This is a genomic window from Halosolutus sp. YCN4, from assembly GCF_059736495.1.
On record NZ_JCASSM010000005.1, the window covers coordinates 203,659 to 219,816 of the forward strand.

17 protein-coding genes and 1 pseudogene are annotated in these 16,158 nt (G+C 68.9%); 11 read left to right on the plus strand and 7 right to left on the minus strand.

The window, feature by feature from the left end; translation table 11 throughout:
- Positions 1-4 precede the first annotated feature (4 nt).
- From surE to AC6I6X_RS18730, 3 genes are all read right to left on the minus strand, one after another.
- Positions 5-838, minus strand: a complete 834-nt coding sequence (gene surE, locus AC6I6X_RS18720) for a 5'/3'-nucleotidase SurE (protein ID WP_497932073.1) — start codon at positions 836-838, stop codon at positions 5-7.
- A 73-nt stretch (positions 839-911) separates the two neighbouring features.
- Positions 912-1,991, minus strand: coding sequence for a Gfo/Idh/MocA family protein (locus tag AC6I6X_RS18725; RefSeq protein WP_497932074.1), 1,080 nt, complete (start codon positions 1,989-1,991; stop codon positions 912-914).
- A gap of 387 nt (positions 1,992-2,378) precedes the next feature.
- Positions 2,379-2,633, minus strand: a complete 255-nt coding sequence (locus AC6I6X_RS18730; RefSeq protein ID WP_497932075.1) for a DUF7861 family protein — start codon at positions 2,631-2,633, stop codon at positions 2,379-2,381.
- Between the two features lie 112 nt (positions 2,634-2,745).
- Here AC6I6X_RS18730 and rdgB point away from each other — a divergent pair, with 112 nt between their 5' ends.
- From rdgB to arsM, 3 genes are all read left to right on the plus strand, one after another.
- The gene (gene rdgB, locus AC6I6X_RS18735) at positions 2,746-3,342 is read left to right on the plus strand and encodes an RdgB/HAM1 family non-canonical purine NTP pyrophosphatase (RefSeq protein ID WP_497932076.1); all 597 of its coding nucleotides are present in this window, start codon (positions 2,746-2,748) and stop codon (positions 3,340-3,342) included.
- Between the two features lie 180 nt (positions 3,343-3,522).
- Positions 3,523-3,912: an ArsR/SmtB family transcription factor gene (locus AC6I6X_RS18740; RefSeq protein ID WP_497932077.1), complete on the plus strand. Its 390-nt coding sequence runs from the start codon at positions 3,523-3,525 to the stop codon at positions 3,910-3,912.
- Positions 3,913-3,957: 45 nt separating this feature from the next.
- Entirely contained in the window at positions 3,958-4,773 is an 816-nt protein-coding gene (arsM, locus tag AC6I6X_RS18745; protein WP_497932078.1) for an arsenite methyltransferase, read from the plus strand.
- A gap of 9 nt (positions 4,774-4,782) precedes the next feature.
- Here arsM and AC6I6X_RS18750 read toward each other — a convergent pair whose 3' ends face one another.
- The 3 genes from AC6I6X_RS18750 to AC6I6X_RS18760 form a co-directional block, all read right to left on the minus strand.
- Complete coding sequence (locus AC6I6X_RS18750; RefSeq protein WP_497932079.1) at positions 4,783-5,256, minus strand: DUF7384 family protein; 474 nt, start codon at positions 5,254-5,256, stop codon at positions 4,783-4,785.
- A gap of 166 nt (positions 5,257-5,422) precedes the next feature.
- Entirely contained in the window at positions 5,423-6,520 is a 1,098-nt protein-coding gene (locus AC6I6X_RS18755; RefSeq protein ID WP_497932080.1) for a putative sulfate/molybdate transporter, read from the minus strand.
- Positions 6,521-6,705: 185 nt separating this feature from the next.
- Positions 6,706-7,575: a dihydrodipicolinate synthase family protein gene (locus AC6I6X_RS18760; RefSeq protein WP_497932081.1), complete on the minus strand. Its 870-nt coding sequence runs from the start codon at positions 7,573-7,575 to the stop codon at positions 6,706-6,708.
- Between the two features lie 147 nt (positions 7,576-7,722).
- On the opposite strand from AC6I6X_RS18760, the gene AC6I6X_RS18765 reads away from it, so the two are divergent.
- Entirely contained in the window at positions 7,723-8,235 is a 513-nt protein-coding gene (locus AC6I6X_RS18765; protein ID WP_497932082.1) for a GNAT family N-acetyltransferase, read from the plus strand.
- 103 nt (positions 8,236-8,338) lie between these two features.
- Positions 8,339-9,358 carry an AIR synthase family protein gene (locus AC6I6X_RS18770; RefSeq protein ID WP_497932083.1) on the plus strand — a complete coding sequence of 340 codons (1,020 nt, stop codon included), beginning with the start codon at positions 8,339-8,341 and terminating at the stop codon, positions 9,356-9,358.
- A gap of 26 nt (positions 9,359-9,384) precedes the next feature.
- Here AC6I6X_RS18770 and AC6I6X_RS18775 read toward each other — a convergent pair whose 3' ends face one another.
- Positions 9,385-10,275 carry an MBL fold metallo-hydrolase gene (locus AC6I6X_RS18775; RefSeq protein ID WP_497932084.1) on the minus strand — a complete coding sequence of 297 codons (891 nt, stop codon included), beginning with the start codon at positions 10,273-10,275 and terminating at the stop codon, positions 9,385-9,387.
- A gap of 132 nt (positions 10,276-10,407) precedes the next feature.
- Between AC6I6X_RS18775 and thiD the strand changes: the two are divergent.
- The 6 genes and pseudogenes from thiD to AC6I6X_RS18805 all read left to right on the plus strand — a co-directional run.
- Positions 10,408-11,199: pseudogene (gene thiD / locus AC6I6X_RS18780) on the plus strand (bifunctional hydroxymethylpyrimidine kinase/phosphomethylpyrimidine kinase); the annotation flags it as partial.
- Between the two features lie 17 nt (positions 11,200-11,216).
- A complete protein-coding gene (locus tag AC6I6X_RS18785; protein WP_497932085.1) occupies positions 11,217-12,188 on the plus strand; it encodes an LLM class flavin-dependent oxidoreductase in 972 nt (323 codons plus the stop codon).
- A gap of 49 nt (positions 12,189-12,237) precedes the next feature.
- Positions 12,238-12,567: a tRNA-binding protein gene (locus AC6I6X_RS18790; RefSeq protein ID WP_497932086.1), complete on the plus strand. Its 330-nt coding sequence runs from the start codon at positions 12,238-12,240 to the stop codon at positions 12,565-12,567.
- Between the two features lie 94 nt (positions 12,568-12,661).
- Positions 12,662-13,822: a LolA family protein gene (locus tag AC6I6X_RS18795; RefSeq protein WP_497932087.1), complete on the plus strand. Its 1,161-nt coding sequence runs from the start codon at positions 12,662-12,664 to the stop codon at positions 13,820-13,822.
- A gap of 152 nt (positions 13,823-13,974) precedes the next feature.
- A complete protein-coding gene (locus AC6I6X_RS18800) occupies positions 13,975-15,399 on the plus strand; it encodes an APC family permease (RefSeq protein ID WP_497932088.1) in 1,425 nt (474 codons plus the stop codon).
- Positions 15,396-16,154 carry a universal stress protein gene (locus tag AC6I6X_RS18805; protein ID WP_497932089.1) on the plus strand — a complete coding sequence of 253 codons (759 nt, stop codon included), beginning with the start codon at positions 15,396-15,398 and terminating at the stop codon, positions 16,152-16,154. Before AC6I6X_RS18800 ends, AC6I6X_RS18805 begins: the two co-directional genes overlap by 4 nt.
- Positions 16,155-16,158: the final 4 nt, after the last annotated feature.

The following is a 16,158-nucleotide window of genomic DNA, read 5'->3' on the forward strand; positions in this document are numbered from 1 at the left end:
CCGATCAGACGCTGTAGTCCGCCACGAACCGATCGAGCGCCTCGTGATCGACCGATCGGTACGGCACGGACAGCGGCGAGATGCTGGTTCGATCGGCGAGGATCGCCCGGCGGTCGGTGCCGGGGTCGTCGGGGATCGATCCGTCGGCCATCTGCTCCCAGAGTCGGTTGTGGAGCCGGAACTGGCCGTCCTCGACGCTGCCGTCCATCTCGTAGACCGTGGACGGGCGCGTGAGTTCGACGGCCCGCGTCTCCTGGTGGGGGCCCGGCGTGTTGACGTTGAAGTAGTCGACGCGCTCGAAGACGTCGTTCGCGAGCGCGTATTCGACGAGGTCGGCCGTCAGCGTCGCCGGTTCCGCGAACGAGTCGGGCGTGAGGTCCCCGTCGTGGTCGAGCGTGTTCATCGAGACGGCGATCGACGGGGTATCGAGAAAGGCGGCCTCCATCGCGGCGCTGACCGTGCCCGACCGCGAGAGGACGTACGCCCCGAGGTTCGCGCCGGGGTTACAGCCGGCGACCACCACGTCGGGTTCGGGGTCGAGCGCGCCAAGCCCCACGACGACGCAGTCACAGGGCGTCCCGTCGATCGCGTAGCCGAGGTCGTGGTCGGCGTGGGGGACCGGACTCGAGAACTGCGCGTCCGCGAACCCGATCGTTGGCTCGTCGTCCTCGCCCGCCGTTCGACCGTACGTGAGCGAGCGGCCGACCGCACTCCGGTTGTCCGCGGGTGCGAGCACCCGGATCGAGCCGATCGACGAGAGTTCGTCGGCCAGCGCGCGGAGGCCGGGCGCGTCGATGCCGTCGTCGTTGGTCAGCAGGATGTGGGGGCCGTCGCTCATCTATCGGATGCTGGACCGGCGGCGAGTAAAAGCTAGCCGGTTGGGGCCACCCACTCTGCTCGACGGACGCCGATCAGTCGATCGAGACGGACGTCCCTCGCTCGGCGGAGCGATAGATGGCGTCCATCACGCGCTGGACGGTCAGCGCCTGCTCGACGGTGCCGAGTCCGTGGGGAGACCCTGCGGCGACGGCCTCGAGGAACTGCCCGTCGCTACCCTCCCAGCCGGTGTGGTCGATCGATCCCTCGGTCAGCGTCGCGTCGAGGTTGTGGTCCGTCCCCTGCGTGCCGCTTCGATACAGGGTGAGCGCCTCGCCGCCGAGTTCCAGTTCGGCGCCGGCCTCGGTGCCGCGGACGACGAAGTCGGTCGTCTCGGCCTGGTTTGCGGCCCAGGTGACCTCGAGCGAGATCGTCCGATCGTCCGCACAGCGGATCATCGCCGTCGCCGAGTCCTCGACGTCGAACACCGCGTCCTCGGTCTCGTCGTACCAGTCCCCGGGATCGACGTAGTCCTCGCGCCGACCGAATTCGGTCCGAGTGACGGCGAAGACCTCTTTCACGTCGGGATAGCCCATGAGATAGAGCGCGAAGTCGATCGCGTGGACGCCGATGTCGACGACGGCACCGCCGCCGGCCAGGTCCTCGCTGGTGAACCACGACCCGACGCCGGGGATGCCCCGACGGCGGACGTAGTTCGCGTCGACGTGGGTGATCTCGCCGAAGTAGTCGTCGGCCCGGTAGTCGGTGAACACCGCCGGGGCCGTCGCCACGCGGTTGTGGAAGTTCACCGCGCAGAAGCCCTCGGCCTCGGCGGCCGCGTCGGCGATCCGCTCGGCGCTCGCGAGGTCGTCCGCGAGGGGTTTCTCGCAGAGGACGTCGTAGCCGCGATCGAGCGCCGCCACGACCGCCTCCTCGTGGTAGGTGTTCGGGGTCGAGACTGCGACCGCGTCCAGGTTTTCGCCGTCGTACATCTCCGCGAACTCCTCGTAGGTCCGCGCGTCGTACGTCTCCGCGAACTCCGTGCGCGTCTCGGCGACGAGGTCGACACCCGCGACGACGTCGTGGCCGAACGCCTCGGCGTTGGCGGCGTGTGTCTGTCCCATGAACCCGAGTCCGACGACGCCCAACCGAACGCGATCGTCTGCATTACTCATATATCGAGTAAATATCTCCCATCGGTGAAAGAAGTATGCGTGACGGCGACTCCCGCGCACCGTCGACGATCGAGACCTCGCCGATCGGTCGGGGACTACCGATCGACCCGTCGGTCCCCGTTCCCGTCGTCGGCGAGGCCGCCGATCTCAAACGGGCGTTGGCGCAGATCTCCGACGGAATCGAACCGATCGTCCACGGAGTCGGCGAGTACGACGGTGGCGACGCCGTCGCCGGGGCGCTGACCGCCCGCCAGCGCGAGGCCCTCCGCGTCGTTCGCGGCCTCGGCTGCTCGAGTTGTGAACGCGAGTCGGGATCGGGCCGACAGCAGTCGAGTCGTCCGATCGTCGTCTCCGTTCGACCGCTGTCCGTGCGTCCGATCGCCGGCCCTACGCCCGGCCGCCGTGTTTGCGGTACCAGACCCGCTCGCCGATCGGGGACTCGTCCGGGTCGATGTCCAGCCGGCGCAGGACCAGATCCCGGACCGCGAGCGTGACGACGAGGTCGATCGTCTCACCGGTCTCGGTCCGGACGGCGACCACGCAGTGGCCGTCCCGCTCGTCGACCCGTTCGATCGTGCCGATCGACCACCGCTCGACGTCGTGGGTGGGTCGTCTCGCGTGGATCCGATCGTGAGCGGGCATCCTGACCCAGGGTTGGCGGGGCACGAACTTGCGCTCGTCGCCTCACGATCGGTGTCGGAAGCGTACGGGGACAACCGACGGGATTTTGCCACCGCCGGCCGGCCACTCCTACATGACCATCCGATTCGTCACGGGGAACGAGGGCAAGGTCAGGGAAGCGCGCGAGTACCTCGACGGGATCGACGACGTCGAACAGGTCGAGTTCGACTACACCGAGATCCAGAGCGACTCGCTCGCGGACATCGCGGCCCACGGCGCGCGCGAGGCGTTCGAGGCTCTCGGCGGCGAGGAACCGGTCCTCGTCGACGACGCGGGCCTGTTCGTCGACGCGCTCGGGGGCTTTCCGGGGCCGTACTCGGCCTACGTCGAGGAGACGGTCGGGGTCGATCGGCTCTGGCGACTGGCGGAAGGGGAAGAGAACCGTCGCGCGCGATTCCGAACGGTGCTGGCGTACGCCGGGAGCGAGGTGCCACGAGCCTCGGGCGACGCGGCGAGCGACTCGCCAGCCGTCGGCGTCGAGACCTTCACGGGATCAGTCGCCGGCACGCTCGTCCCGCCACGCGGCGAGGGCGGGTTCGGCTACGATCCGATTTTCGAGTACAACGGGCAGACGATGGCCGAGATGAGCACCGAGGAGAAGAACGCGATCTCACACCGGGGTCGGGCGCTGGCCGAGTTCGTAGAGTGGTACGCCGATCGTCACGAGTGATATCGGGTTTCATCGATATACCTACTGCAGAATCCTACCGATACTAGCCGCTGGGTGGCCCGTAGCGAGTACGTGATACTCAACCCTGGACTTATATCGAAGTAACACGATATGGTTCGTGAGGCCATAAGATGGCGAACAGCTGCGCAGCGACGAAACCCCAGATCGGGAATGATCGATATGGCGTCGGACGATGACTACCTCGCGGACGCCTGTTGCACGGTCGAGCAACTGCGCGACGAGGTCGAGGATCCCGTCGCGGATCTCGAAGGGTTGCGATCGGACGCGGAGCGAGTCGAAACGCAAACGGCAGTGTTCGGCGCGCTGGCGAACGATCACCGGGTCCAAATCCTCGAAGCACTCCGCGACGGCGAGCGCTGCGTCTGCGAGTTGCAGGTCGTCCTCGACGCGCCGCAGTCGACGGTGGCGACGCACCTCCGGACGCTCCGCGACGCCGGCCTGGTCAAGAGCCGAAAGAAGGGGCGATGGACGTACTACCGGATCGCCGACACCGCGGTCTTCGAACTGCTCGACGTCGGCGCGGCCGTCGACGTCCCGGACGACGGCTGACGGCGACCCTGTACCGGCGACGAACGGCACACGGACACCACCACGATGACAGACGACACACTGACAGACCACGACCCGACCGAGACCGACCCGACGACCCGCCGATCGACCGTCCGCGAGGAGTACGGATCGATCGCGAACACCGACGGCGACTGCTGCGCCACGGGTGACGACTGCTGTGGCACGGACGAAATCGGCACCGAGGCCGACGGGACGGCCGCCGATCGGGCCCGCTCGATCGGCTACGACGCGGCCGACCTCGCGGACGCACCCGACGACGCGAACCTCGGACTGGGCTGTGGAAACCCCGTCGCGATCTCGAACCTCGAGGCCGGCGAGACGGTGCTCGATCTCGGCTCCGGCGGCGGGTTCGACTGCTTCCTCGCGGCCCGGGAGGTCGGTCCCGAGGGACGGGCGATCGGCGTCGACATGACACCGGAGATGATCGAGACGGCCCGGGCGAACGCCCGCGAGAGCGACCTCGAGAACGTCGAGTTCCGCCTCGGCGAGATCGAACACCTCCCGGTCGCGGACGAGGCGGTCGACGCGATCATCTCGAACTGCGTCGTCAACCTCTCGCCCGAGAAGCCGCGGGTGCTCGCGGAGGCGTTCCGGGTGCTTCGACCCGGCGGCACGCTCGCGATCTCGGATCTCGTCGCGTCCGAACCGCTCCCGGTCGAGATCAGGGAGGACACCGAGGCCGTCACCGCTTGCGTGGGCGGCGCGGCGACCGCCGACGAGATGAAACGCTGGCTCGACAACGCGGGCTTCGTCGACGTCTCGCTCACCGTCGAGGGCGAGTGGACCGACGACCTGCCGATCGTCTCCGCGCGGATCGAAGCGCGAAAACCGGGCGAGTAACGGTGCCGGTCAGGCCCGCGGGTCCCGATCGGGTCCCGGATACGCGCCGCCCTCGACGGCCTCGTAGAGGCTCTCGGGATCGAACAGTCGGGCGAACGCGTCCGGCGGCCGAACGCTGACGGAGACGCGGGGCTGGAGGGTCAGGCCGGCCTTCGCCGACCCGAGGCGCTCGTCGTAGGAGAGCAGGTGTGCGGCCCGGCCCTGGTAGGCCGACGCCAGCGCGGGGTGGTCCTCCGGTGGATGCTCGACCGCGACCCGATCGGCCGCGAGTCGGTCCCGGTGATCGGCCGCGAGGTCCGGATCGGCCAGCGACGCGACGAGGCGTTCGGTCCGATCGAGGAGCGGATCGCTCGCGACGAGGTCGATCCAGGAGTGGCGGCGAACGTGATCGAGCGCCTCGCGGGCCGCACCCCCGACGAGCAGGTCGGCCGCCAGCACGTCCGCACCGGCGACGACGCGGGCTGGGTTCGGTCCCTCAGTCATCGCTTTCGGCCTCCTGGTCGGCGTACGTCTCGCGGACGGCATCGAGGTCCACGTCGTACTCGCGGCTCCGATCGAACAGGTCGCTCCAGCTCGCGGTCATCGGTGGCGATTGGACCTGCAGGGTGAAAAGAACGCACGTCTCGCTTCGTTCTCGTAATTGAGCCGCCTATCGATCGAGCAGCCGGAACGCCGCGGCGCCGAGCACGAACGCGACGCCGACGTTGACGGCGACGCCGACGAGGCCGACGCCGGCCACGATCGCCAGCGATCGCACGCCGCTGACGGGATCGAGGGCCGCGCGACCGAGTTCGAGCGCGACGACGACGAGCAGGACCCCGAGCAGCGCGAGCGGGAACGCCGCGAGGAGCGCTCCGCCCGCGATGAGCGCGAGCGCGAGGTAGCCCGCGCCGAGCAGGACGTTCGCGCCGCCGGTTCGCGCGCCGAAGGCGTACTTGCCCGCGAGGCCGCCGCTCCCGTGGCACATCGGGATACCCCCGATCGGGACCGCGGCGAGGCAGGTGACGCCCATGCTCGTCGAGAGGTCGTCGGCCGAGACGTCCCGGCCGTAGAGGTCGCCACAGAGCAGCGCCGTCGCGATCGCGGCGTTGCCGATCGTCATCCCGAGTTGGGCGACGGTGCCCTCGACCGCGGCCCCGCTGAACGTCGGCGTCCCCGCGGGGAAGAGCGTCGCCTGCGGAAGGGTCGGCGTCGGAACGCCGGCCGTCGCGACCGCGGCGACGCCCCCGAATCCGAGGACGACCAGCACGCTCGACTGCCGGTAGCCCGCGACCGCGAGCACCGCGACGATCGCCAGTCCCGCCGCCGCGACCGGCACGTTCCCCAGCGAGAGCCCGATCGCCGCCTCGAGCAACAGCAAGGCGACGGCGAACTGAACGCCGCGGACCACGGGTTCGCCGACGATCCGCTGGAGCCGATCGACGAGGCCGAGGCGGCCGCTCGCGAGCAGGACGCCGCCCGCCAGCAGGCCCGCGGCGGCCAGTTCGGGATAGGAGAGCGAGCCGACGATCGCCAGCCCGACCAGCGCCTTCATGGGCTCGACGGAGAGCGGCAGTCCGTAGTAGAGCCCCCAGACGATCTGGAAGACGCCGAAACCGACGAGGACGTGCGGGAGCGAGACGGACGTCGTCGCGGCGAGCGCCACCAGCAGGGGGAGAACCGTAACCGAATCACCTAGCGCACCCGTCAGTTCCGACGTCGAGAATTCGAACTCGGTACCGGACGCCAGACGGGACGAGTAGGCCATCTGTCCACCGCTATGGGCGGAGCACCCTTTACCGTTTTCAGAAACGGATATCGATTTCGTTTTCTATGGAAACAACCAGAATCGGTTACAAGGGCGATCGAGAGCGGATCGAGCGATCGATTCGGGACCGCGGCTGGCAATCGGGCGATCGCCTCCGCGAGAAGGATTCAGGGGCTGGCGACCGGCTACCGGTCGATCGTCTCCGCGAGGAGCGATTCGAGGTCGGCAACGGCGTCATCGTCGAGCGGGCGAAGCGGCCGCCGCGGGGAACCGACGGGCCGATCGCGGATCGCGAGCGCGGCCTTCACGCCGGGCACGCCGTAGCGGGACGTGACGGCCCGGTTGAGTTCGACCAGGTCGGCGTTGTGCGCTCGCGCCGCCGCGGACCGATCGTCGCGATGGGCGCGGTAAATCGAACTCGCGACTTCGGGTGCGACGTTCGCCACGGCGAGCACGCCGCCGTCGGCACCGGCCGCGAGGCCGGCCGCGTAGGCGCTGCCGCTCCCGACCAGGACCGAGAACTCCTCGCCCCGGGTCAGGCGGACGAGTCGCTGTAGCGATTCGAGGCTCCCGCTGGAGTCCTTGATGCCAGCGACGTTGTCGTGGGACGCGAGCGCCGCCGCCGCGTCCGGCGAGAGGGCGTGATCGGTGAACTTGGGGACGCTGTAGAGGTAGATCGGGATCGGCGAGGCGTCGGCCAGATCGCGGTAGTAGGCGCCCAGATCCTCGTCGTCCGAGCCGTAGTACGACGGCGTGACGACGAGCGCCGCGTCGGCCCCCGCATCCGCGGCGCGCTCGGTCGTCTCGAGCGTCGGTTCGAACCCCTCGTGACCCGTCCCCGCGACCACCGGGAGTTCGGTCGCCGCGGCGACGGTTTCGACGATCCGCACGCGCTCGTCGGGCGTCAGCAGCGGCGCTTCGCCCGTCGAGCCACAGGGGACGAGGAAGTCGATCCCGGCGTCCTCGAGCCAGCCGACCAGGTCGGTCAGCGCGGCGTCGTCGATCGATCCCGACTCGTCGAACGGCGTGGCGATCGGCACTCCAGTTCCGTGCATGGCCGACGGTACGACGGGCGATCGTAAAGGGCCGTCCGATTCCAGGCCGACGCGTTTGACCCGGTCGGCGTCGTTCGCGATCGATCATCGTTCGAACGCGTGTCACACCACCGGAAAGCTATTGGTCGATTGCCATGACGTGCGGGTATGGAACTCCGCCCCTTCGACGGGGAACAGGATGCACGCGCGATCAGCCGAGTCAACGTGCTGGCGTGGCGAGAGGCCTACGAGGACTTGCTCCCCGACGAGGTGCTCGCACACCGGGATCCCGACCCGACAAAAGAACGGGTTCGGGAACTGGCCGCGGCGCTGCGCGCCGATCGGGACGGCATCTTCGTGGCAGAAACCGACGGAGAGGTCCGCGGATACAGCTATTTTCGATGGACGGAGACCAAACCGTTCGTCGGCGAGAACGAGGCCGGACTCAAGGAGATTTACGTCGAACCCGCCTACTGGGGCGAGGGACTCGGGACGGCACTCCTCGAGCGCGGCCTCGATCGGCTTCCCGAGACCATCGAACGCGTAAAACTCGAGATGCTGGACGGGAACGACGTCGGCCACCGGTTCTACCGCGCTCGCGGATTCGAACGGACTGGATCGGCCGACTTCGAAATCGCGGGCGAAGCGTACCCGACCGTGATCTACACGCGCGAACTGTGAGCGAGGCGCTCGCCGGGGTGACGGGGTCCCAAGGCCGCTCGGCGACCCATCGCCGTCGGTGAACATCAGCACGGCTAAGCCCGTCCGCTCGGAACCCTCACCCGTGAGCGACCTCGGCAAGATCGATCGGGCCTTCTTCGATCGCCACGTCGCGCCGAACCTCGGCGCGGATCGCAACGACGTCTCCCTCGGTCCCAGCCACGGCGTCGACTTCGGCGTCCTCGACGTCGGCGGGCGGGCGCTGGTGACCGCGACCGATCCGGTATCGATCCTGCCCCAGTTGGGATTCGAGCGGGCGGCGCGGTTCGCGCTGGACCTCATCCTCGCGGACGTGGCCGTCAGCGGCGTGGCCCCCTCGCACCTCTCGATCTGTTTTACCCTCCCCGAGACGATGACCGACGCGGAGTTCGCGACGGTCTGGGAGACGATCGACGCCGAGTGTACCGACCTCGGCGTGGCGATCGTCACGGGCCACACCGCCCGCTACTCGGACCCGTCGTACCCGTGGGTCGGCGCAGCGACCGCGATGGGCGTGGGCGACCACGACGCGATCGTCCGCCCCGACGGGGCCCGCGATGGCGATCGACTCGTGCTGACGACCGGCCCAGCCGTCGAGGCCGTGGGCCTCCTGAGTACGCTCTTTCCCGACCAGATCGACCTTCCCGCGGACGTCCTCGCGGCCGCCCAGGACCGGCTGGACGAGGTGTACGCCGTCCGCGACGCCCTCACCGCGGCGGCGGCCGGTCCCGTGACGGCCATGCACGACGTCACCGAGGGCGGCCTCGCCGGCGCGCTCAACGAGATGGCCGACGGTGCCGGGGCCCGGTTCGCGATCGATCGCGAGGCGGTGCCGATGCGCCCCGGCGTCCGCGAGGTGTGCGACCACCTCGAGATGGACCCCTGGGCGGCGACCAGTTGCGGATCGCTCCTGATCGCGGTCGATCCCGGCGGCGTGGACGACGTCCTCGCCGCGCTTGAGGAACGAGGGACGGTCGCCGCCGAGATCGGGCGCGCCGATCGAGACGCGGACGCCGACGGCGAGGTGCTCGTCGACGGCGACCCGCTCGAACACCCGAGCGTCGATCCGTCGTGGGCGGCCTACGCCGAACTCGCGGACGACTAACGGTCTCCGCAACGGGTGCGCCTTCGCTACGACTCTTTCAGGTACTTCAGCACGCCAGCGACGTCGCCCTCGAGTCCCACACTGGCCCACTCCGATCGGAGTTCGTTGGCGATCGCGATCGGATCGTCCGGATCGTCGACGACGGCTGCGGCCCCCTCGACGGCCGCGACCCACTCCGGGAGCATGCGCTCGTAGGTCTCGAGGCGAGCCATCGCGTCGGTGGCGACCCCGAAATGCGGGTAGCAGTTGACCGCGGGGTCGAGGCTCTGTAGTCGCTCGACGGTCGCCACGGCGTCCTCGAGGTCGAAACTGGGCGGTTGCGTCGTCGGGTAGAGCTCCCCGTCGAACAGCATGCCCGCCGCGTCGGCGGTGAACAGTACGCCCGTCGTCCCGTCGAAGAACGCGGCCTGGTGGGGGGCGTGGCCCGGTGCGTCGTGGACCGAGAGCGATCGATCGCCGAGGTCGATCGCGTCGCCGTCGGCGATCGCCCGCGCCCGATCGACGGGGACGAGATCTGGGTCGCCGTAGGGTTCAGGCATGCCGATGGCCTTCTCGACGCCGCGTTTCAGCTTCTCGAGCAGATCCGGGTCGGTGAGAAAGTCGACCCCGCGCTCGTGGCAGTGGACCGTCGCGTTCGGACACGCGGCCGCCAGTTCGCCCGTTCCGCCCGCGTGATCGAGGTGGACGTGCGTCGGGACGAGGTGCGCGACGTCCTCGCGATCGATGCCGAGTTCGTCCAGCGCGGCGAGCACTTCGGCCGGCGTGGTGTCCGCCGTCCCGGTGTCGATCACCGCCGGCTTCGGCGTGTCGAGCACGTAGACGGCGAGCTGGCCGGCCTGGTGGAACATCCGGCCGTCGACGCGGTAGATGTCGTCGGTCCCTGGAACGGGTTCGACGTCGGGGTCGCGATCGGTCACGGGGAGACGATCGCACTACGACGACTTGAACCTACTGCGGCGATCGACGCAGTCGCGATCCCGTCCGAGCGCACAGCGTCGGTCCGCGACCGGACCACCACCGCTTTGTATAACGCATGAATACGTCTACCCATGAAGACGCCAGTACCCGAATCGCGTCCCGTGGCGCTGACGATCGCCGGCAGCGACTCCGGCGGCGGGGCCGGGATCCAGGCCGACCTCGCGACGATGGCGACCCACGAGGTCTTCGGTACGTCGGCGATCACCGCCGTCACCGCCCAGCACACGCGCGGCGTCGAGTCCTCGTTCGTGCTGCCGGTCGAGGAGGTCGCAGCGCAGATCGATGCGGTCACCGACGACTTCGCCGTCGGCGCGGCCAAGACCGGGATGCTCGCGACGACCGAAATCGTCGAAACGGTGGCCGACTACGCGGCCGACTTCGACTTCCCGCTGGTGGTGGACCCCGTGATGGTCGCGACGTCGGGCGATCGACTCCTCGAACCGGACGCCGAACGGGCCTACGAGGACCTGTTCGCCGAGGCGGCGGTCGTCACCCCAAACGCCGACGAGGCCGCGGTCCTGACCGACGTCGCGGTCGAGGACCGATCGAGCGCGCGCGAGGCGGGAGAGAGGCTCCGCGAGACGGGTGCCGACGCCGCGCTCGTCAAGGGCGGGCACGTCCCCGGCGACACCGTCCGAGACGTGCTCGTGACGGCCGACGGCGCGACGACGTTCGAACACGAGCGCGTCGACACCGACGCGACCCACGGCTCCGGGTGTACGCTCGCGGCCGCGATCGCGTCCCGACTGGCCCGCGGGGAGGACCTCGAGGCCGCCGTCGAGGGGGCGACCGACTTCCTCGCGTGGGCAATCGAGCACCACTACGACGTCGGCCGGGGCCCCGGCGCGGTCAACCACTCCGTGACGGAGGCGGCAGACGAATGAGCGGGATCGACGCCGACGTCGGCGTTATTCTCCCCCAGTACGGCACCGATATCGGAACGGTCCGCGACGTCGCGATCGAGGCGGAGGCGCTCGGCTACGACGCGGTGTGGCTCGAGGACCACTTCCAGTCGTGGATCGGCGACCCACGTCGCGGCGCACACGAGTGCTGGACGACCCTCGCCGCGATCGCCGAGGCGACCGATCGGGTCCGCGTCGGCACGCTGGTCACCAGCCAGTCGTACCGACAGCCGGCGCTGCTGGCCAAGATGGCGACGACGGTCGATCGCGTCAGCGACGGGCGACTCGACCTCGGCCTCGGCGCGGGGTGGTACGCCGACGAGTACGAGCGCTTCGGGTACGAGTTCCGGGACCCCCCGGCGAAGCGCATCCGGCGCCTCGCCGAGACGATCGAAATCCTGCGGGGACTGTGGACGAACGAGACGTACAGCCACGACGGCGAGTACCTCGACGTCGACCTCGTGGACGCGTTTTGCGAGCCCGGACCGGTGCAGGATCCGCACCCGCCGATCTGGGTGGGCGGCGGCGGGGAGGAGTTCACCCTCCGGTACACCGCCGAACTGGCCGACGGCTGGAACTACGGCACCCTCGACCCCGAGGGATTCGCGGAGAAACTCGACGTGTTGAGCGGCTACTGCGACGCGAAGCGGTTCGAAGCGATCGACAAGTCCGCGGAACTGTTCGTCTTCGTCGGCGAGACGACCGACGCGGCCGCGGAGAAACGGGAGCGGTTCAGGGCCGAGTACCTGCCCGACGAACCGAGCGACCCCCGCGAATTCTTCCTCTCGGGCTACGTCGAGTCGGCGCCGACGGGGACGCCGACGGAAGTGCGCGATCGGCTCGGCGAGTACGTCGACGTCGGGATCGAGACGTTCATGCTCGCGATCCCCGACGCGGCGGCCGAGGGTGACGAGAGCCTGTCGCTGCTGGCCGACGGTCTGCTCGACTAACTCGCCGCCACCCGAACGATCTTTCCCGCCGCAATCGATACCGAGGAACATGGTCGAGAATCCGTTCGACGTCGAGATCCGCGTGGGCGAAGTGCTCGAGGCCGAGTCGTTCCCGGAGGCGAACAAGCCGAAGATGACGAAGCTCTGGATCGACCTGGGCGACGAACACGGCGAGATCCAGTCCGCCGCCCAGCTAGATCACCACTACGACCCCGCGGACCTCGAGGGCCGGCAGGTGCTGTGCGCGACGAACCTCGGCTCGGTCCGGATCGCCGGCTTCGAATCCGAGGCGCTGACCGTCGGCGTCCCCGACGAAGACGCGTATCCGGTCCTCGTCGAACCCGAGGCGGACGTACCGCTCGGTGGCCTCCTGTTCTGAACGCCCCGATCGACCCGGTCGTATCCCGTTTAGCCTGCACCGCTGCCGGTTGTAAAAACAACTAACTTATAAGACATCGTGAATATCACCCGTCATGAACCGCCGTCGGCTACTCGCGATCGGTGCGGCCGTTTCGCTCGCCGGCTGTTCGACCACGGTCGAGCGCAGCGTCGATTCTGAGCCCGACCCCGAGGCCCTGATTCGCGACGCGATCGAGACGCGCAAGGACATCGACTCGATCGCGGGGCGTCGAACCATCACCGCCGTCACTCCCGAGTCAGACGGCGGCGGGATGGAGCGAACCGAACGCATCTACGAGCGGCCGCCGGCGAAACAGCGGATCGAAGTTCTCGACGCGACGAACGCCACGGTATCGCCGGGAGACGTCTCGGTGACGACCCGACCGCTCACGTGGCAGTACGATCCGGAGGCGAACGAGGCCGAGAAGCAACACCACCCGCACCGGGTGTTCACCGATAGTGTTCGGCTCGTCCTCGAGAACTTCCTCGAGGAGTGCTGTCTCACGTACGAGGGGACCGAAACCGTCGCCGGACGGGAGACCCGCGTGATCGAAGTCGCACCGCCCGCGGACGCAGACGTCGACGTCTCGATCGACATCCTCGTCGGGGATACGGAGTACGTCATCCCGGTGAAAGACGTTCCACCGGAGGAACTCGAGGACGCCGAGGTGATCCGGACGATCTACATCGCCGACGAGGCGCGGTACCCGATCAAGGAACGGAACGTGGTCACGACCGGGGAGACCGAACTCCACAGCCTGACCGCCGCCTTCGAGGAGGTGACGATCGACGGCGACCTCGACGACGACACGTTCGCGTACGAGCCGCCGGCCGACGCCGACGTGACCGTGGATGGACTCGTCCCGGAGGGGATCTACGACTCGCCGTCGGCCGCCGAAGCCGTCGCCCCGTACGACCTCCCCGACCCCGACATCCCGGAGCCGTACGAACTCGATCGGGTCACGGTAGTCGAGACGGAGGCGCGCACGACCACGACCCTGTGGTACCTCGATCCCGAGTGGACCGAACGGGAACTCTACGTGAGCGTCCGCGACGAACCGCGGTTCAACGAGGACGTCCTCGACCCCGTCGAGGTCAACGGGCACGAGGGGTTCTATCGTGACGGCCGGATCGAGAGCGTCTTCTGGAACTGCGGCGGTCTGAGTTACGAGGTCTCGAGTCCGGACGTCGCCGAACCCGTCATCGAGATCGCGGAAACGATCGACTGTTCCTGACCGCGAGACCGGCCCCGGTGGCGATCGCGGTCCGGGATCGATCGACGCTCCGGCCGACGCGGATGCCGATCGACCGGTACCCGGATCGACGGCCGATCGATGCGCGTGGAAAGACGCGGTAGACCTAACTGGCGGTACGAGAGAGTCCACCTATGAGCGGCGAGTCGGCAGTTCGAAACGACGGGACGAACGTCGACGGCGAATCGCCTCTCGTCGAATCGACCGTCGAGACGGACGAAGCGACGATCACCGACGAGTCCGAACTGGAGCGGACGCTCGGCCTCACGGGCGGCCTCGCGATCGGAATCGGAACGATGATCGGCGCGGGGATCTTCGTCTTTCCCGGGCTGGCGGCGGGCAACGCGGGTCCGGCCGCGGCCGGTTCGTTCGCGATCGGCGCGGTCGTCGCCCTGCTGGTCGCGTTGCCGACCTCCGAACTCGCGACGGCGATGCCGAGAAGCGGGGGCGGCTACTACTACATCTCCCGGGGCCTGGGGACGCTCGCCGGGACCGTCGTCGGCCTCTCGCTGTGGTTCGGACTGGTGTTCGCGACGGCCTTCTACCTCGTCGGCTTCGGCTACTACGCCGTCGACACGCTCGCCGAACTCGGGATCACGGTCGGCGATCGACTGGTCATCCCGATCGCGGTCCTGTTCGGCGCGGGGTTTACCGTCCTGAACGTCACGGGGACGGAGAACGCGGCGAAACTCCAGAACGGGATCGTCGCGCTGTTGCTGTCGATCCTGATCGCGTTCCTCGGGTACGGCGGACTCGACGCGATCGGGCTGGTCGGTGAGCCGGCGGCGCCGGAGCAGTTCGCCCCCTTCGGTGCGCTGCCCGTGGTCACGACGGCCGCGCTCGTGTTCACCTCGTACCTCGGCTTCGCGCAGGTGGCGACCGTCGCGGGGGAGATGAAAGAGCCCGGCCGGAACCTGCCGCTGGCGATGGTCGGTTCCGTACTCGTTGTCGGCGTCCTCTACGTGGTCACGATATTCGTCGCGACGAGCGCGTTCGGGAGCGAGACGCTCGCCGAGTTCGGCGAGACGGCGATGGTCGAGGTCGGCCGCCACTACCTCGGTTCGATCGGAGCGTTCGCGATCGTCTTCGGCGGGTTGCTCGCGACGATGTCGAGCGCCAACGCGTCGGTCCTCAGCACGTCGCGCGCCATCTACGCCGTCTCGCGGGACGCCCTGTTGCCGCGGGACGCGAGTCGGATCAACCTCCGCTACGGCACCCCGCACGTCGCGCTCGGGATGGCCGGGGGCCCGATCCTCGTGCTGACCGCGACCGGTCGCGTCGAGTTGCTCGCGGAGGTCGCCTCGTTCCTGCACCTGCTCATGTACGGGCTGATCTGCGTCGCGTTGATCGCGCTGCGCCGGGACGAGCCGGAGTGGTACGATCCCGACTTTCGGGTGCCCGGCTACCCCCTCGTGCCGGCCCTCGGCGCGCTCGCCAGCTTCGCGCTGATCGCGTTCATGCAGCCGGCGTCGCGGTACGTCGGCGCCGGAATCGTCGTCGCGACCGCCGGGTGGTACGCCTACTACGCTCGGGACATCGACCTGAAGGGGGCACTATGACACGAATACTCGTTCCACTGGCGATACTGGAGGGTGAATCGATCTCGGCCGGGCTAGCGTCGCTGCTCGAGCCGATGAACGTGACCGTGCTGGGCTATCACGTGGTGCCCGAGCAGACGCCACCGGACCAGGCCCGGGTACAGTACGAAGCGCGCGCCATCGACGCGCTCGAGGACCTCGCGACGGAGGTCGGGGCGGCAGAGGGGACCGCCGACTACCGGCTGGTGTTCACCCACGATCAGGAACAGACGATCGATCGGGTCGCCGCGGAGACGGGAGCGGACGGCTACGCGATCACGGGCGCGACCGGCCCCGTCGATCGCCTCCTCGTGGCGCTGACGGGGGACGTCGCCGTCGAGCGGATCGTCTCGTTCGTCGCCGACCTGATCGGTGACCGAGAGATCGGGGCGACGCTCTTCCTCGCGACCGACGACGAGGAGAGCGGCCGGGAACTGCTCGAGGTCGCCGCCGCGTCACTCGCCGAAGGCGGGATCGACGTCCGGACCGAACTCGCGACCGACGAACCGCCGTTCGAGGCGCTCATCGACGCCGCGGCCGACCACGACGCCGTCGTGATGGGCGAACGGGCCCCGTCGCTCCGATCGCTCGTCTTCGGCGAGGAAGCCGACCGCGTCGCCGCCGGCTCCGTCGGGCCGGTACTCGTCGTTCGACGGCAGGAGGACGACGCTGAGGGGGCCGCCGATCGGTCGACCGACGACGCACCCGATCGGTCGGCACGCGACGACGAGACGTGATGGA

What these genes read in the sequence shown, in the direction of transcription:
- surE (WP_497932073.1), bottom strand. Translation starts at nt 838, where the DNA reads ATGAGCGACGGCCCCCACATCCTGCTGACCAACGACGACGGCATCGAC.
- AC6I6X_RS18725 (WP_497932074.1), bottom strand. Translation starts at nt 1,991, where the DNA reads ATGAGTAATGCAGACGATCGCGTTCGGTTGGGCGTCGTCGGACTCGGG.
- AC6I6X_RS18730 (WP_497932075.1), bottom strand. Translation starts at nt 2,633, where the DNA reads ATGCCCGCTCACGATCGGATCCACGCGAGACGACCCACCCACGACGTC.
- rdgB (WP_497932076.1), top strand. Translation starts at nt 2,746, where the DNA reads ATGACCATCCGATTCGTCACGGGGAACGAGGGCAAGGTCAGGGAAGCG.
- AC6I6X_RS18740 (WP_497932077.1), top strand. Translation starts at nt 3,523, where the DNA reads ATGGCGTCGGACGATGACTACCTCGCGGACGCCTGTTGCACGGTCGAG.
- arsM (WP_497932078.1), top strand. Translation starts at nt 3,958, where the DNA reads ATGACAGACGACACACTGACAGACCACGACCCGACCGAGACCGACCCG.
- AC6I6X_RS18750 (WP_497932079.1), bottom strand. Translation starts at nt 5,256, where the DNA reads ATGACTGAGGGACCGAACCCAGCCCGCGTCGTCGCCGGTGCGGACGTG.
- AC6I6X_RS18755 (WP_497932080.1), bottom strand. Translation starts at nt 6,520, where the DNA reads ATGGCCTACTCGTCCCGTCTGGCGTCCGGTACCGAGTTCGAATTCTCG.
- AC6I6X_RS18760 (WP_497932081.1), bottom strand. Translation starts at nt 7,575, where the DNA reads ATGCACGGAACTGGAGTGCCGATCGCCACGCCGTTCGACGAGTCGGGA.
- AC6I6X_RS18765 (WP_497932082.1), top strand. Translation starts at nt 7,723, where the DNA reads ATGGAACTCCGCCCCTTCGACGGGGAACAGGATGCACGCGCGATCAGC.
- AC6I6X_RS18785 (WP_497932085.1), top strand. Translation starts at nt 11,217, where the DNA reads ATGAGCGGGATCGACGCCGACGTCGGCGTTATTCTCCCCCAGTACGGC.
- AC6I6X_RS18790 (WP_497932086.1), top strand. Translation starts at nt 12,238, where the DNA reads ATGGTCGAGAATCCGTTCGACGTCGAGATCCGCGTGGGCGAAGTGCTC.
- AC6I6X_RS18795 (WP_497932087.1), top strand. Translation starts at nt 12,662, where the DNA reads ATGAACCGCCGTCGGCTACTCGCGATCGGTGCGGCCGTTTCGCTCGCC.
- AC6I6X_RS18800 (WP_497932088.1), top strand. Translation starts at nt 13,975, where the DNA reads ATGAGCGGCGAGTCGGCAGTTCGAAACGACGGGACGAACGTCGACGGC.
- AC6I6X_RS18805 (WP_497932089.1), top strand. Translation starts at nt 15,396, where the DNA reads ATGACACGAATACTCGTTCCACTGGCGATACTGGAGGGTGAATCGATC.